This is a genomic window from Embleya sp. NPDC055664 (assembly GCF_053618075.1).
Genome location: NZ_JBSHGZ010000053.1, coordinates 29,754 through 44,939, shown reverse-complemented (window position 1 = coordinate 44,939; position 15,186 = coordinate 29,754). Strand labels below are relative to the sequence as shown.

Genomic DNA, 15,186 nt, shown 5'->3' with positions numbered 1-15,186 from the left:
GCCGTGCCCATCGGGGGCGACCGTGTTCCGATCGACGCCGCACGGCGGCCGGTCGTGCGCCTGGCTCCCGTTCACCGGCGGCCGGCGCGGCGGCCGGCCGTCCCGGTCGCGCCCGGCGTGCGGTTCCATCACGTCCGGGATCGGGATCGGGCGCCCGACTCCCGCGCGCCCTCAACCCAGCGGCACCGCGCGGCGGTTGGGGTCGCGGAGGTCGGTGGCGTGGTGGAGCCATTTCTCCTGGAGGGCCTCCGCGCCCTGGGCTCGTTTCCAGGCGGCCTCGGCGGGGGTCATCGGGAGCAGGGGGAAGAAGCGGACCGGGTCGGCGGGGGGCGGCAGCGGCAGGTCGGCGACCAGGCCGCCGGGTTCGGCGACCAGGACCGCGTGGAACGCGCCGCCCTCCCACAACGGGCCGCCCAGGTCGAGCGACGCGCCGGGAGCGATCACCAGGCCCTCCACCTGCGGGGTCGCGCCGAGCACGGCCAGCGGGCGCAGCACCGAGTCGTGGCCGCCGCGCACCGAGAGCACCAGTTCCGCCCGCGGGCCCGCGACCGGATCGGCGAGCACCGCCGCCGGATCGGCCATCGGCGCCCGGGACATGCCCACCGTGGCGTACCGGAGCACACCCTCGGCGTCGGGACCGAAGCGCAACACCTCGATGCGATCGGCCCCCACGAAGGTGACCCCGGCCCGGCCGGTCGGCTCGCCGAAGGCCGCCGTCAGATGCGCCTCGACCTGCGAAGTGGGGTCGATCGGCTCGGGTCCCGGCGTGAAGTCGAACATGCCCGCATGCTAATTCGCCGTCAGGAGCCGCACGAGCCAAGGCCGTCGCGGCCGTGGGCGGGGGCACTCTGGTGTACTCTGCATAGTCGGCCCGCAGGACGTACGACGTCCGCGCGCCATCGGATGACGGATGCGTCCTCGCCCGACCAGCCCGGTCGGCGCCCGAGGACTTCCCCCAGCGGGGACCGGCCGTGGGAGGTGATCGTGGTGCATACCAGCACACCGTGCAGTACCGGCGGCTCACCCGATCTTCCCCGATCCAGTCGCACGCCCCGCCCTTTCTGAGGGTTTCCGAGACCTTCCCCGGATTCCGACCGCCCGCTCGTGGCGGCCCGGTTCCCGTTCTCCGAATGTCCTCCGTGACGGGGCGTCAGGATCTTTTGCCGTTCTTTCGGTGATTCGTTCCGCTTGCACGTGTCGACGCTCCCCTCGGCCTGCCCGCCGCGGTGGTTCGGCGTCGGCGTGTGCCGGTCATCCCAGGAGCCCGTCATGTCGATGATCCGCGACCTCCGCGCCGCAGTCCGCCCGCACCGCCGCACCCCGCTGCCGTCGAGCACGCCCGTGGCGACCGGGAACTGTGTGGTGGACTGTGCCGTGTATCGCGACGGCCATCGCCTGGACGGCTACGCGAACCCCGACTCGGCGATCCACGAGGTGCGCCGGGGCGGCGGCTTCGTCTGGATCGGCCTGCACGAGCCCAGCGCGCTCGAACTGTCCGGTATCGCCGAACGGTTCGGCCTGCACCCGCTCGCCGTGGAGGACGCCGTACACGCGCATCAGCGGCCCAAGCTGGAGCGCTACGACGACACCCTGTTCGCGGTGTTCAAGACGGTCACCTACGTCGAGCACGAACAGCTCTCCGCGACCAGCGAGATCGTCGAGACCGGCGAGATCATGGTCTTCCTCGGCAACGACTTCGTGGTCACCGTGCGGCACGGCCGGCACGGCGCGCTCGGCGATCTGCGCTGTCGCCTGGAGGACGGCGCCGAACTGCTCGCCGCGGGCCCCTCGGCGGTGCTGCACGCGGTCGCCGACCGGGTGGTGGACACCTACCTCGACGTCGCCCAGCTCATCCAGGACGACATCGACCAGGTCGAGAACGACGTGTTCGGCGGCGGTGGCGCGGGCGACGCGGGCCGGATCTACCAGCTCAAGCGCGAACTGCTCGAACTCAAGCGCGCGGTCGCCCCGCTCGCCCGCCCGCTGCACGCGCTCGCCGAGCGGCCGATGCGCCAGGTGCACCCCGACATCCGCGAGTACTTCCGCGACGTCGAGGACCACCTGTCCCGGGTCGGCGAACAGGTGGCGTCGTTCGACGAGTTGCTGACCTCGATCCTGCAGGCCAACCTCGCGCAGGTGACGGTCGCGCAGAACGAGGACATGCGCAAGATCTCGGCCTGGGTGGCGATCTTCGCCGTGCCCACGATGCTCGCCGGGGTGTACGGGATGAACTTCGAGCACATGCCCGAGCTGAAGTGGCGGTACGGCTACCCGATGACGTTGTCGGTGATCGTGGTCGTGTGCACGCTGATGCACCGGGGCTTCCGCCGCAACGGCTGGTTGTAGCGGGCGCGGCGGGCCTCGGGGCGGGTCGACCCCGGGGCGCCGGCCCGCCTACAACTCCAGTCGGCCCACCAGGTTGCGCGCCCGCTCGGCCAGGTCGGGCCGCACCACCACGTCGTAGCGCGAGGCCACGATCTGGCTGGTCGACACGAAGTCCCGGCGTCCGCCCAGCGCCTTGTACCCCAACCAGCCGAACAGGGCACCCGCGGCGATGCCCCAGATCAGGCCCATCAGCACCAGCCAGAGCCACCCGTGCGCGCGCACCGCGAAGATGCCCAGGAACAGGCCGATCATCAACCCGAACCACGCACCGCTCGCCGCGCCGGACGCCGCCGCCTTGCCGGCGGTGAGCCGACCCAGCACGTTCTCGACCATGCGCAGGTCGGCACCGACGATCGCGGTGTTCTCCACCGGGAACTCGTGGTCCGACAGATAGTCGACCGCCCGCTGGGCACCCGCGTAGTTCGTGTAGGACGCGATGACCTGGCCGGTATTCGCCAGGTCGGGCCCGGGCGCACCCGCGCCGGGAGGAAGGTTCTGACCGAACATGCTGCCGCCTCGCCTGAATGCCGGCCCAATCCCGGCCCTATGGTCGTTCGACCGGGAGCCTGTACCCGACAGGATCCGTGACAACACGCGACCAATGGGCCGAATGGCCGGCAGCGCCCAGGTGTGCGGCGGCCGGCGGCGGCCGGCCGGCGCCCTACCCCGCCAAGGCCTCGCGCACTGCGGTCCCCACCGCGTCCGGGCGGTCCAGCATGACGAAGTGGGCGGAGTCGTCCAGCACCTCGCAGCGGCCCTGCGGGGACAGGTTCGCCAGGGTGCGCAGGGCCCGGACCCAGCGGGCCCGGGCGGCCAGGCTCTCGTAGCCCCCGGCGGCGGCCAGCACCCGCAGCGGCACGTCCGGCAGCGGTGCGACCCGGCGCAGGTCGGCGAGTTCGGCGGCCACGTCGAAGTACGTGGCGTTCTCGGTGAGCGCCGCCGCGAAGAACCGCCCCGAGCCGTACGACCCGCGCACCCAGCGCGCGTCCGCCACGTCCCGGTGCCGACGCGACTGGGTGAACAGGATCGACCGTCGCGCCGCGGGCCCGATCGCCCGACTCACGCCGGTGGCCCGCATCGCCCCGCCCAGCGCCCTGGCCGCCCGGATCCGGGCCTGCCGGGCCGGTCGCGGGCGCGGCTTCTCCTCGTTGCTCGGGTCGACCAGGACCAGGCCCGCCGTGCGCTCGGGGTACATCCGGGCGAAGCCCTCGACGTGGAACGCGCCGAGCGAGTGGGCGAGCAGGATGTACGGGCCGGGCAACGCGAGCGCGTCGGCCAACGCGGCGATGCGGTCGGCCTCGTGGGCCAGCGTGGGCGCCCGCGGGTCGGGCTGCGAGTAGCCCAGGCCGGGACGGTCGAAGCGCACCACCGTGCAGTCGGCGGTGAGCAGCGGCACCACCGGATCCCAGTCGAACCACGCGCCGCCGAGCCCGCTGGTGGCGATCACCACGGGCCCGGCACCCTCGCGGACCACGTGCAGCGCGGTCCCGTCGATCCGGACGAAATCCCCGGGCGGTACCGGTACCGGGTGTCTCGCGATCATGGTGGGCTCCCCGTCACTCGAGGTTGCGCGTGTCGCCATCATCGGTCGCGCTTTCGGTCCGGACGCGCAGCGACGCGGCCGACCGCGGCAACCGGACGCATACCAGACCCGCTTGGCCGCCTCGGCCGCGTGCTCGGATACCGCACACGCGAGGGGTGTACGGCCCGTTCCGCCGCACACCCCAACGAGCCCCGATCAGCCGCGCAGCTTGTAGTCCTCCAGCAACCGCCGCCCGATGATCATCTTCTGGATCTCGGCGGTGCCCTCGCCGATCAGCAGCATGGGCGCCTCGCGGTACAGGCGCTCGATCTCGAACTCCTTCGAGAACCCGTACCCGCCGTGGATCCGGAACGCGTCCTCGACGACCTCCTTGCAGTATTCGGAGGCCAGGTACTTGGCCATCCCCGCTTCGAGGTCGTTGCGCTCGCCCGCGTCCTTCTTGCGCGCCGCGTTGACCATCATCGCGTGCGCGGCCTCGACCTTGGTGGCCATCTCGGCGAGCTTGAACTGGATCGCCTGGTGCCCGGTCAGCGGCTTGCCGAAGGTCTCCCGCTGCTGCGCGTAGCGGATGCCCAGCTCGAACGCGCGCTGCGCGACCCCGCAGCCGCGCGCGGCCACGTTCACCCGGCCCACCTCGACGCCGTCCATCATCTGGTAGAAGCCCTTGCCGGGCACCCCGCCCAGAATTCGATCGGCCGGCACCCGGCAGTTGTCGAGCACCATCTCGGTGGTGTCGACGCCCTTGTAGCCCATCTTGTCGATCTTGCCGGGGATGGTCAGGCCCGGGCGCGTCTCGCCGAAGCCGGACTCCTTGTCGATCAGGAACGTGGTCATGTTCCGGTAGACCGAGTCCTCGCCCAGCTCGGTCTTGGTCAGCACCGCGACCAGGTTGGCGCTGCCGCCGTTGGTGAGCCACATCTTCTGGCCGTTGAGGACGTAGAACTCGCCGTCCGGCACCGCCTTGGTGCGGATCGCCGACACGTCCGACCCGCAGTGCGGCTCCGACATCGAGAACGCGCCGCGGATCTCGCCCTCGGCCATCTTCGGCAGGTAGTACGCCTTCTGCTCGTCGGTGCCGTGCTGCTTGATCATGTACGCGACGATGAAGTGCGTGTTGATGATGCCGGACACGCTCATCCAGCCGCGCGCGATCTCCTCGACCACCAGCGCGTAGGTCAGCAGCGACTCGCCGAGGCCGCCGTACTCCTCCGGGATCATCAGGCCGAACAGGCCCATGGCCTTCATGCCCTCGACGATCTCCGCCGGGTACTCGTCCCGGTGCTCCAGCTCGGTCGCGACCGGAATGATCTCCTTGTCCACGAACGTGCGGACGGTGGCGAGGATCTCCCGCTGGACTTCGGTGAGTCCGTCGGTCTGTGCGAGGCGGCCCATGGGCGGCGCTCCTTCCGTCTGCGCATGTCCGGGCCCCACACCCTCGGGGTCCCGGCCACGCTTCTGGCTTAGAGAGTTACCGGGGAGTATCCACGAGCGCGCCGGGTCGCGACAGAGGGGGTCCGTAACGCGGGCACCCCGATTTCGAACGATCTGTCGGTCACTCGACCTCGCTCAGACCGCCACGCCCGCCCGCCACACCGCGCGCACCAGCGGTACACCGGGCCGGTAGGCGAGGTGGACGTGCGAGGGCGCGTCCAGCTCGACCACGTCGGCGCGCGCCCCCGGCCGCAGCACGCCCACGTCCGAGCGACGCAGCGCGCGCGCACCGCCGGCGGTCGCCGCGTACAGCGCCTCGTCGGGCGTCATGCCCATGTCGCGCACCGCGAGCGCGATGCAGAACGGCATCGACGTGGTGAAGCTGGAGCCGGGGTTGCAGTCGGTGGACAGCGCCACCTCGACGCCGGCGGCGAGCAGTCGGCGGGCGTCGGGGTAGACCGCGCGGGTGGAGAACTCCGCGCCGGGGAGCAGCGTGGCCACCGTGTCGCCGGCCGCGAGCGCGTCCACGTCGGCGTCGGCGAGGTGGGTGCAGTGGTCGGCCGAGGCCGCGCCCAGCTCGACGGCCAGTCGTACGCCGGGCCCGTGCCCGAGCTGGTTGGCGTGGACGCGCGGGATCAGGCCCTTCGCCTTGCCGGCGGTCAGGATCGCTCGCGCCTGGTCGCCGTCGAACGCGCCGCGCTCGCAGAAGACGTCCACCCAGCGGGCGTGCGGCGCGCAGGCGTCCAGCATCGGGCCGGTGACCAGGTCGACGTAGCCGGCCGGGTCCTCGGCGTATTCCGGCGCGACGATGTGCGCGCCGAGATAGGTGGTCTCGGCGGTGAACGCCGACGCGATGCGCAGCGCGCGTTCCTCGTCGGCGACGGTGAGGCCGTAGCCGGACTTGATCTCGATCGTGGTGGTGCCCTGCCGCGCCGCCTCGCCGACCAGCCGGCCGGCGTTGGCGGCCAGTTGCTGCTCGCTCGCGGCCCGGGTCGCGGCCACCGTGGTACGGATCCCGCCGGCCCGGTACGCCTGGCCGGACATCCGCGCGTCGAACTCGGCGGTGCGGTCCCCGGCGAAGACCAGGTGCGAGTGCGAGTCGACGAAGCCGGGCTGGACCGCGCGGCCCTCGGCGTCGTGCCGGGTGTCCGCGTCCGGGGCGCTCGCGGCGGCCCCCACCCATACGATGCGGTCGCCGTCGAGCACGAGGGCCGCGTCCCGGAGCAGGCCGAGGGGGCCGGCGCCGAGTTCGGGGTCGTTGGTGACCAGCGAGCCGATGTTGGTGATCAGGGTGGTGGCCACGCGCGAGTGGTCCCTTCGGTCCGGGGTGGTGGCCGTTCGCGGCGGAGCGGCCGGGGTGCGAGGGAGACGGCCGCTCCGCAGGGGAGCGGCCGTGGATCAGCGGAACAGCTCGTGAATTGCCGTGGTCAGCGCCTGCGGGACCGCCTCCACGAGCTGGTGCACGCCGTCGCGGACGACCACCCGGCCGTCGACCAGCACGTGGGTGACGTCGCCCGCGGCGGCGGCGAACACGGCCGCCTCGCCCGCCAGCCGGGGCATGGTCCCGGCCAGCCGCACCGAGTCCAGACCGATCGTGGTGAGGTCGGCCAGGGCGCCCGCCTCGATCCGGCCCGCGTCCGGCCACCCGAGGGCCCGGTGGCCGACGGTCGTGGCGTACGCGAGCAGCGCGGCCGAGGTGAAGTGGCCGCGTCGCCCGGTGCGCAGGCGTTCGTCGAGTTCGACCGCGCGGGCCTCCTCGAACAGGTCGATCACCGCCTGGCTGTCGCTGCCCAGGGACAGCGGCACCCCGGCCCGGACCAGGTCGCCGGCCGGGCCGATGCCGTCGGCGAGATCGCGCTCGGTGGTCGGGCAGAAGCACACCCCCGCCCCGGACCGGGCCAGTGCGGCGATGTCGGCGTCGGTGAGGTGGGTGGCGTGTACCGCCGTCGCGTTCGGGCTCCAGAACCCGTGCGCGTCGAGCAGCGCGGTGGGGGTCGACCCGTAGTGCGCGACGCACGCCGCGTTCTCGGCGGGCTGCTCGGACAGGTGCACGTGTACCGGCACACCCTCGGTCCGCGCCGCCCAGCCGGCGTAGTCGTCCTCCTTGGCGAACGCCCGCACGGAGTGGATGGCCGCCCCGATCCGGGTGTTGGCGTCGCCGCGCAGCGCACTCCAGCGCTCGTACCAGGCGTCGGAGTCGCCGTCGCCGAAGCGGCGCTGCACGCCCGCCAACGGCTGGTGGCCGTCGGCGGTGAGGCCGCCGTGCAGGTAGCAGGTGTCGAGCAGGGTGAGCCGCACGCCGGCCTGCCGGGCCGCCTCGATCAGCGCGTGGCCCATCGCGTTCGGGTCGTCGTACGGCGTGCCGTCCGGGCCGTGGTGCAGGTAGTGGAACTCGCCCACGGAGGTGATCCCGGCCAGCGCCATCTCGGCGTACACCGCCCGCGCGAGCGCGAGGTAGGTGTCCGGGTCGAGCCTGCCGGCCGCCTGGTACATCTGGTCGCGCCAGGTCCAGAAGGTGCCGGTGCCGGACTGGGTGCGCCCGCGCAGCGCCCGGTGGAAGGCGTGCGAGTGGGCGTTGGCCAGGCCCGGCAGGGTCAACCCGGGCAACACCGAGGCGCCGGCCGGCACCGGGCGGTCGGGGGTGACCGAGGTGATGCGGCCGTCGGCGATCGAGAGCACCACGTCGCGCTCGATCCCGGTGCGGGTCCACACCAGTTCACACCAGTATTCGCTCACACCGCGTCCTCGCTCGTCAGGTCCGTCACCACGTCGGCCAGCGCCGCCACACCCGCGAGGCAGTCCACCATCTCCGCGCTCTCCGCCGGCGAGTGCGACACGCCGGTGGGGTTGCGGACGAACACCATCGCGGTGGGCACGTGCGCGGACAGGATGCCCGCGTCGTGGCCGGCGCCGGTGGGCAGGATCGGTGCGCCGCCGAGCCGCTTGGCGATGCGGTCGCGCAGCGGTGCGGCGAACTCGACGATCGGCGTGTACGACTCGCGGGCGACCTGGACACAGACCGCGTCGCGCTCGCCGCGCTCGGTGGCGGTGCGGATGATCTCGCCGACCACCTCGTCCAGGGTCTGCTCGTCGGCGGCGCGCGCGTCGAGCCAGCCGTGCACCTCGGACGCGATCGCGTTGGCCGCGCCGGGGCGCGCGTCGACCTTGCCGAAGGTGGCCAGGGCACCGGCGAGATGGGCCTTCTTGCGGGCCGCGAGCACGGTGTTGGCGTAGGTGAGCATCGGGTCGCGCCGGTCCTCCAGACGGGTGGTGCCCGCGTGGTTGGCCTCGCCCCGGAAGTCGAAGCGCCAGCGCCCGTGCGGCCAGATCGCCGAGGCGACGCCCACCGCGCGGTCCCGGTGCACCAGGTCGCGGCCCTGCTCCACGTGCAGTTCGACGAACGCGGCGATGCGACCGAGCCGTTCGGGGTCGGGCCCGATCGCGGCCGGGTCGAATCCGGCGCGCTCCATCGCGTCGCCCAGGAACACCCCGTCGGCGTCCTTCAGCGCCCGCGCCTGCTCCGGGGTCAGTACCCCTGCGGACAACCGCGATCCGACGCAGGCCACGTTGAACCGGGCGCCCTCCTCGTCGCCGAAGTTGACGATGCCCAGCGGGCGGGTCGGCTCCTCGCCGCGCTCGCGCAGCAGGTCGAGCGCGGCGAAGGAGGAGACCACGCCCAGCGGTCCGTCGTAGGCGCCGCCGTCGGGCACCGAGTCGAGGTGGCTGCCGATCACGACCGCGTCGGGGCCGGTCGCGGTCCACGCCCACTGGTTGCCGTTGCGGTCCTCCTCGTACAGCAGTCCCCGACTCCGCGCCTGCTCGCGAAACCACGCGCGGCACTCGGCGTCGGCCCCGGTCCACGCGAAGCGGCGATAACCGCCGGACGCAGCGCGACCCACCGGGAGCAGGTCGCGCCACATCGCCTCGAAGCCGGTGCTCACGCGTCGCCTTCTCGCATCGGCACTCGCACACCACGCTCGTCCGCGACCTCGCCGGCCAGGTCGTAGCCCGCGTCGACGTGGCGGATCACCCCCATGCCGGGGTCGTTGGTGAGCACGCGGCGGATCTTCTCGCCGGCCAGCGGCGTGCCGTCGGCGACGGTGACCTGGCCCGCGTGGATCGAGCGGCCGATGCCGACCCCGCCGCCGTGGTGGATGGACACCCACGAGGCGCCGGAGGCCACGTTGACCATCGCGTTGAGCAGCGGCCAGTCGGCGATCGCGTCGGAGCCGTCGAGCATGCCCTCGGTCTCGCGGTACGGGCTGGCCACCGAGCCGCAGTCGAGGTGGTCGCGGCCGATCACGATCGGCGCGGCCAACTCGCCCGAGGCGACCATGTCGTTGAACCGCTCGCCGGCCCGGTCCCGCTCGCCGTAGCCGAGCCAGCAGATCCGCGCGGGCAGCCCCTGGAAGTGCACCTTCTCCTGGGCCAGCTTGATCCAGCGGGCCAGCGACTCGTTCTCCGGGAACAGGTCGAGCACGGCCTTGTCGGTCTTGGCGATGTCGCGCGCGTCGCCGGAGAGCGCGGCCCAGCGGAACGGGCCCTTGCCCTCGCAGAACAGTGGCCGGATGTACGCCGGGACAAAGCCCGGGAAGTCGAACGCCCGCGTGTAGCCCGCGAGTTGCGCCTCGCCGCGGATCGAGTTGCCGTAGTCGAAGACCTCGGCGCCCTTGTCCTGGAAGCCGACCATGGCTTCGACGTGCCTGGCCATCGACTCGCGCGCGCGGTCGGTGAACTCGGCGGGCTTGGTCCGCGCGTATTCGGCCATGTCCTCGAACGCGACGCCGACCGGCAGGTAGGCGAGCGGGTCGTGGGCCGAGGTCTGGTCGGTGACGATGTCGATCGGGGCGTCCATCGCGAGCAGCTGCGGGACCAGTTCGGCGGCGTTGCCGAGCAGGCCGATGGACAGCGGCCGGCGGGCGTCGCGCGCCTCGACGGCGAGTTGCAGCGCGGCGTCCAGCGTCTCGACCCGGGTGTCGCAGTAGCCGTGTTCGATGCGCCGGTCGATGCGCGAGGGGTCGCAGTCGATACAGATGACCACGCCGCCGTTCATGGTGACGGCCAGCGGTTGCGCGCCGCCCATGCCGCCGAGCCCGGCGGTGAGGGTGATGGTGCCCTCCAGGCTGCCGCCGAAGCGCTTGGCGGCGACCGCGGCGAAGGTCTCGTAGGTGCCCTGGAGGATGCCCTGGGTGCCGATGTAGATCCACGAACCGGCGGTCATCTGGCCGTACATGGTCAGCCCGGCCGACTCCAGCCGGCGGAACTCCTCCCAGTTGGCCCAGTCGGGCACCAGGTTGGAGTTGGCGATCAGTACGCGCGGCGCCCACTCGTGGGTCTGCATCACGCCGACCGGACGGCCCGACTGCACGAGCAGTGTCTCGTCCTGCTTCAGCGTGGTCAGCGTGCGGGTGATCGCCTCGAAGGAGCGCCAGTCGCGGGCGGCCTTGCCGGTGCCGCCGTAGACGACCAGCTTGTCCGGGTGCTCGGCGACCTCGGGGTCGAGGTTGTTGAGCAGCATCCGCAGGGCGCCCTCCTGCTGCCAGCCCCGAGTGGTGAGCGTGCTGCCGCGCGGTGCGCGCACCTCGCGCGGTCCTGCGGTGTGGTCCGACATGGCGGCGCCCCTTCTGCTTCGGCGTGCATCGGTCCGTGTGCGGAACCGGATGCGGATCTGTTCGGGCATCTGTATGAAAACATTCAGTCGCTTTCGGAGTGAATCTATCTGTTCGATGAGGTGGCGCCAAGAGAGCCGGCCGAGTGGACCGCACGCGGACCGCGACAACAAGGGATTTGACCCATCCGGTGCCATTTCCGATGCCCGGTGATCGGCCGGGACCGGCGCCGGGTAGCCCGACCGCATGGATCTGCAGGAGGTGCTGTGGGCGATCACCGCCCTGGGTGCGTTCGTGGCGTTCGCGGGCCTGGTGATGCTGCTGGGCGGGCGCGGGCGGGAGCCGGGCGTGGTGGCCCTGGTGGTGATGACGGGCGCGCTGCTGTGCACCGGCGGCTTCCTGCTCAGCGTTCCGCGCTATCGGGACACCGCGCTGATCGCGGGCGGATCGGCGGCGGTGGGTGTACTGGCCATGCTCGCGGCGATCACGCTGATGCCGGCGCACCGGGGGGCGGGTGAGGGGCCGCGCGGGGTGACGTTGGAGAAGGACCCCAGGCGGCGCGGTTGAGGCGGGTGCTGTTTCCTCTCGGTTCCGCTCAGCCCTGCCTGCCGTAGAGGCGGAGCGCGATCGGGGCGCACACGAGGGCGATGCCGGCGGTCGTGGCGAGGGACCAGGCGACCGCGCCGCCGGCGGCGCCGGTGTCGTTCATCAGGTCCCGGGACGCGGTCGCGAGCCGGCTGAGCGGGTTGACGTCGACGAAGGCCCGGAGCCAGCCGGGCATGGTGTCGGGCCGCACGAAGATGTTGCCGGCGAAGGAGAGCGGGATCAGTACGGCGTTCGCGATGCTCAGCACGACGGCCGGGTCGCGCACGACCAGGGCGACCGCGGCCCAGAGCAGGGACAACGCGAGTCCGAACACGACCGCCAGGGCCACCGCAGCGAGCACCCCCGGCGCGCCGCCGGCGGGGCGGTAGCCCATGGCCAGGCCGAGGCCCACCACGATGGTTGAGGCGAACAGGTAGCGGGCGGCGTCGCTGAGCAGGCCGCCGAGGATGAACGCGCCGCGCCACACGGGCAGGCCGCGGAAGCGGTCGAAGGCCCCGCTGCGCACGTCCTGCGCGAGTCGGGCCCCGCCGTACATCGTGACGATCGCAATGCTCATGCCGAGCACGCCGGGCAGGAGGGTCGTGAGGTAGTCGCCGGTCGATCCGCCGAGCGCGCCGCCGAACAGGTAGGTGAACAGCACGGTGAACAGGATCGGGATGGCGGCGGAGTCCACGAGTTGTTTGGGGTCGTGCCTGATCTTGAGCATGGCGCGCCGGCCGAAGGCGGCCGAGGCGGCGAGTGCCCCGGCGCGGTGACGGACCCGCCCGGCGGCGAGCAGGGCGTCGATCGGGTCGGCGTGCGCCGCGGCGGCCCGGGTCTTCATGCCTGCGACTCCTCGTGGTCGGCGCCGGCCGGAGCGGTCCGCCGGCCGGTCAAGGCAAGGAATGCCTCGTCGAGGCTGGGCCGGCCGAGGGAGAACTCGGCGATGCCCACCCCGGCGTCGGCCAACCGGGTCATCGTGTGCCCGACCAGTCGGCCGACGTCCGCCGAGTCGGATCCGCCGGCGAGCGCCACGGACAGGGCGAGCGGGTCGTCGGCGAGCCGGACCGAGCCCGGGACGTCGGCCAGGATGCGGAGCGCCCGGGGGCGGTGCTCGCCGTCGAGCAGTCGCAGGTGCAGCGTGCCCGCGCCGACGCGGGACTTGAGCTGGGCACCGGTGCCCTCGGCCACGATCCGGCCGTCGTCGATGACCGCGATGCGCTCGGCGAGCCGGTCGGCCTCCTCCAGGTACTGGGTGGTGAGCAGCACGGTGGTGCCCGTCGCGGCGATCCGGCGGACCAGCTCCCACACCCGGTTGCGGCTGTGCGGGTCGAGGCCGGTGGTCGGCTCGTCGAGGAAGAGCACGTCGGGGGTCGTGATCAGGCCCGCGCCGATGTCGAGCCGGCGGCGCATGCCTCCCGAGTAGCCGCTCACCGGGCGGCCGGCCGCGCGGGTGAGATCGAACGCGGCGAGCAGGTCGTCGGCGCGCCGGGCGGCGACGGCCCGGGTCAGGCCGTGCAGTCGGCCCAGGATCAGCAGGTTCTCGCGGCCGGTCAGGTCCTCGTCGAGGGAGGCGTACTGGCCGGTCACCGCCACCCGGGCGCGGATCGCGTGTGCCTCGGTCGTTACGTCGTGGCCGAGCACGCGGGCGGTGCCGCCGTCCGGCCGGGTCAGCGTGGCCAGGATGCGGATCGTGGTGGTCTTGCCCGCCCCGTTGGGGCCGACGAACCCGAACACCTGTCCCCGCCCGATGGTGAGGTCGATGCCGTCCAGCGCGCGATTGCCGCCGAAGACCTTGACCAGACCGCGTGCCTCGATCGCCGGGTGATCGCCACCCGAGCTTTTCTTTGACATGACGTAAGAGTTGAGCGAACTCTTGCAGCTTGTCAAGGTTATGGCGGGAGCCATAGATTCCGGACATGGTCGACCCGCCCGCCACCGCTCCGCCGCCGGCTCGCCGCCGCCGCGCCGACGCCCGACGCAGCATCGGCGCCATCCTCGACGCGGCCCGGGTGGTGCTCGGCGAACGGCCCGACGCGAGCATGGAGGACATCGCCGGCGCGGCGGGCGTCACGCGCCAGACCGTCTACGCGCACTTCCCGTCCCGGGACGCGCTGGTGGCCGGGCTGGTCGAGTCCGCAGCCGCCGAATACGCCGGCCTGCTCGACGAGGCGGACCTCGACACGGCCCCGCCGGTGGAAGCCCTGACCCGATTCCTCGACGCCGGCTGGCGCTTCCTGGACCGCTACCCCCTGCTCGTCAACGCCGGCGCCCCCCGAATCCCCCGCCCGATCGACGACCCCCACGACTTCGCCCCACCGCGCCTGAAACGCCTCCTACAACGCGGCCAAGATGCAGGCGACTTCGCCCCCACGCCCCCGGCCGCCTGGCTGGCCCCCGCCATCTTCGCCCTCCAACACGCGGCAGTGGCCGAAACCACCACCGGCCGCCTCACCAGAGCGGAGGCACAAACCCTGTGCCTACAAAGCACCCTCCGCCTGTGCGGCGCCAACCCGGATCATCGCTGATTCCAACCGATTTCACCGGCAAAGCCACCGTGCCCACGCAGCGCCCGCGATGGTCCAACCGCATCAACCGCCGTACCGCCTCAAGCAGTTCCGCGTCGAGGTCGATTGCCACCAGGTGCCCGATCGGACACAGGTAGGGCGACTGTCCGGCCGCGTGCGGCTGCACGACGGCGACCCGCTCCGACGCCGGAGGGAGCGCCACGACGGTGCCGCTCGGAAGCTCCGCGTGGCCATCGACGTGCCGGACCCGCGAACCCATACGGATCGTCGCTCCTCCACTGTCCCGGACCGCCGGACTCCGCATCGGTGCCCCTTCGTCGCCCATGCGTTCGCGCCCGGAGTCCCGAACGCCCTCCTCCGCATCCGAGCCGAGGTGGCCGAGCAGCCCGGCGCGGCACGAATCAAGTACGCGATGAAGCTCGCGATAGCGCACGCGCACGTCCCACCACTCGCCCAGCGCAATGCACGGCTTCATCGGGCACCCTCGTCGCCCGCCGCCGGGATCGTGCACCACGTACACGAGCCATCGCGCCCCCAGGCACCGGTCAGCGCCTGAACGATCATCAGCCCACGACCGTCTTCCGCGTCCTCGTCGAAGGGCCGGATGTCGAGCCGTCCGTCGGCGTGGTCGTCGACTTCGATGCGAATCGCGCCGGACTCGTCGCAGGCGAGCATGAAGGTGACGGTGTCCGACTCCGCGTGCTCGATCGCGTTCGTGACGAGTTCGCTGACCACCACGCCGGCCATGTGGATGGCGTCGGAGTCCCGGTGACCGCAATGGCGAAGCTGCGAGCGGGTAAACCGGCGCATCTGTTCCACCCGCCGGGGATGCGGCTCGAACTCCACCTCGATGTGGCCGCGTTCGATGCGCCCTCCGGCTGTTGCGGGCAAGGCCGCGACGATGTGCGGCGGTTCCGTCGATAGCTGGTGCCGAAGCATGACCAGACGCCTCCAAAGGGGCACATGCGGGCACCGCCGAGCAGGCATGAAGATCTCCTGCGCCCGTCGCCGTCCGCATGGTAGTGATCACTACACGTAGTGCTGGTTGCATTAGAGTCGCGACTGCAACTTCTATTTGCAACACGCATCAGTCAAGCGCAGGCAA

At 72.3% G+C, this 15,186-nt stretch carries 14 protein-coding genes; 3 read left to right on the top strand and 11 right to left on the bottom strand.

Features of this window, described 5'->3' with window-relative positions:
• Positions 1-171: 171 nt before the first annotated feature.
• Positions 172-780 (bottom strand): suppressor of fused domain protein, encoded by a 609-nt coding sequence (locus tag ACWGR4_RS44840; protein WP_380005071.1) that lies wholly within the window; start codon positions 778-780, stop codon positions 172-174.
• Positions 781-1,269: 489 nt separating this feature from the next.
• On the opposite strand from ACWGR4_RS44840, the gene corA reads away from it, so the two are divergent.
• Positions 1,270-2,346, top strand: coding sequence for a magnesium/cobalt transporter CorA (gene corA, locus ACWGR4_RS44835; protein WP_452132126.1), 1,077 nt, complete (start codon positions 1,270-1,272; stop codon positions 2,344-2,346).
• A 48-nt stretch (positions 2,347-2,394) separates the two neighbouring features.
• Here the strand turns inward: corA and ACWGR4_RS44830 are convergent, their stop codons facing one another.
• From ACWGR4_RS44830 to hutU, 7 genes are all read right to left on the bottom strand, one after another.
• Positions 2,395-2,892, bottom strand: coding sequence for a general stress protein (locus ACWGR4_RS44830; protein ID WP_395787564.1), 498 nt, complete (start codon positions 2,890-2,892; stop codon positions 2,395-2,397).
• A gap of 154 nt (positions 2,893-3,046) precedes the next feature.
• Positions 3,047-3,928, bottom strand: coding sequence for an alpha/beta fold hydrolase (locus ACWGR4_RS44825; protein ID WP_452132125.1), 882 nt, complete (start codon positions 3,926-3,928; stop codon positions 3,047-3,049).
• A 195-nt stretch (positions 3,929-4,123) separates the two neighbouring features.
• Positions 4,124-5,320, bottom strand: a complete 1,197-nt coding sequence (locus ACWGR4_RS44820; protein ID WP_380005081.1) for an acyl-CoA dehydrogenase family protein — start codon at positions 5,318-5,320, stop codon at positions 4,124-4,126.
• A gap of 174 nt (positions 5,321-5,494) precedes the next feature.
• Positions 5,495-6,661 (bottom strand): imidazolonepropionase, encoded by a 1,167-nt coding sequence (gene hutI, locus ACWGR4_RS44815; RefSeq protein WP_452132124.1) that lies wholly within the window; start codon positions 6,659-6,661, stop codon positions 5,495-5,497.
• A gap of 96 nt (positions 6,662-6,757) precedes the next feature.
• Positions 6,758-8,095 carry a formimidoylglutamate deiminase gene (locus ACWGR4_RS44810; protein ID WP_452132123.1) on the bottom strand — a complete coding sequence of 446 codons (1,338 nt, stop codon included), beginning with the start codon at positions 8,093-8,095 and terminating at the stop codon, positions 6,758-6,760.
• Positions 8,092-9,279 (bottom strand): allantoate amidohydrolase, encoded by a 1,188-nt coding sequence (locus ACWGR4_RS44805; RefSeq protein WP_452132139.1) that lies wholly within the window; start codon positions 9,277-9,279, stop codon positions 8,092-8,094. The genes ACWGR4_RS44810 and ACWGR4_RS44805 overlap by 4 nt, the downstream gene beginning before the upstream one ends.
• Before the next feature lie 17 nt (positions 9,280-9,296).
• Positions 9,297-10,970 (bottom strand): urocanate hydratase, encoded by a 1,674-nt coding sequence (gene hutU, locus ACWGR4_RS44800; protein WP_380005087.1) that lies wholly within the window; start codon positions 10,968-10,970, stop codon positions 9,297-9,299.
• A gap of 244 nt (positions 10,971-11,214) precedes the next feature.
• On the opposite strand from hutU, the gene ACWGR4_RS44795 reads away from it, so the two are divergent.
• Positions 11,215-11,535 (top strand): hypothetical protein, encoded by a 321-nt coding sequence (locus ACWGR4_RS44795; protein ID WP_452132122.1) that lies wholly within the window; start codon positions 11,215-11,217, stop codon positions 11,533-11,535.
• A gap of 28 nt (positions 11,536-11,563) precedes the next feature.
• Here the strand turns inward: ACWGR4_RS44795 and ACWGR4_RS44790 are convergent, their stop codons facing one another.
• Entirely contained in the window at positions 11,564-12,397 is an 834-nt protein-coding gene (locus tag ACWGR4_RS44790; RefSeq protein WP_452132121.1) for an ABC transporter permease, read from the bottom strand.
• On the bottom strand, positions 12,394-13,407 hold the full coding sequence (locus ACWGR4_RS44785; RefSeq protein WP_452132120.1) for an ATP-binding cassette domain-containing protein: 1,014 nt from the start codon (positions 13,405-13,407) through the stop codon (positions 12,394-12,396). Before ACWGR4_RS44785 ends, ACWGR4_RS44790 begins: the two co-directional genes overlap by 4 nt.
• A 65-nt stretch (positions 13,408-13,472) precedes the next feature.
• Here ACWGR4_RS44785 and ACWGR4_RS44780 point away from each other — a divergent pair, with 65 nt between their 5' ends.
• A complete protein-coding gene (locus tag ACWGR4_RS44780; protein WP_452132119.1) occupies positions 13,473-14,081 on the top strand; it encodes a TetR/AcrR family transcriptional regulator in 609 nt (202 codons plus the stop codon).
• Positions 14,082-14,552: 471 nt separating this feature from the next.
• On the opposite strand, the gene ACWGR4_RS44775 is transcribed toward ACWGR4_RS44780, so the two are convergent.
• Positions 14,553-14,972: an ATP-binding protein gene (locus ACWGR4_RS44775; protein WP_452132118.1), complete on the bottom strand. Its 420-nt coding sequence runs from the start codon at positions 14,970-14,972 to the stop codon at positions 14,553-14,555.
• Positions 14,973-15,186: the final 214 nt, after the last annotated feature.

Bases quoted from the DNA above. Each gene is read 5' to 3' on its own strand.
- ACWGR4_RS44840 (WP_380005071.1), bottom strand. From the start codon at position 780: ATGTTCGACTTCACGCCGGGACCCGAGCCGATCGACCCCACTTCGCAG.
- corA (WP_452132126.1), top strand. From the start codon at position 1,270: ATGTCGATGATCCGCGACCTCCGCGCCGCAGTCCGCCCGCACCGCCGC.
- ACWGR4_RS44830 (WP_395787564.1), bottom strand. From the start codon at position 2,892: ATGTTCGGTCAGAACCTTCCTCCCGGCGCGGGTGCGCCCGGGCCCGAC.
- ACWGR4_RS44825 (WP_452132125.1), bottom strand. From the start codon at position 3,928: ATGATCGCGAGACACCCGGTACCGGTACCGCCCGGGGATTTCGTCCGG.
- ACWGR4_RS44820 (WP_380005081.1), bottom strand. From the start codon at position 5,320: ATGGGCCGCCTCGCACAGACCGACGGACTCACCGAAGTCCAGCGGGAG.
- ACWGR4_RS44805 (WP_452132139.1), bottom strand. From the start codon at position 9,279: ATGTGGCGCGACCTGCTCCCGGTGGGTCGCGCTGCGTCCGGCGGTTAT.
- hutU (WP_380005087.1), bottom strand. From the start codon at position 10,970: ATGTCGGACCACACCGCAGGACCGCGCGAGGTGCGCGCACCGCGCGGC.
- ACWGR4_RS44795 (WP_452132122.1), top strand. From the start codon at position 11,215: ATGGATCTGCAGGAGGTGCTGTGGGCGATCACCGCCCTGGGTGCGTTC.
- ACWGR4_RS44790 (WP_452132121.1), bottom strand. From the start codon at position 12,397: ATGAAGACCCGGGCCGCCGCGGCGCACGCCGACCCGATCGACGCCCTG.
- ACWGR4_RS44785 (WP_452132120.1), bottom strand. From the start codon at position 13,407: ATGTCAAAGAAAAGCTCGGGTGGCGATCACCCGGCGATCGAGGCACGC.
- ACWGR4_RS44780 (WP_452132119.1), top strand. From the start codon at position 13,473: ATGGTCGACCCGCCCGCCACCGCTCCGCCGCCGGCTCGCCGCCGCCGC.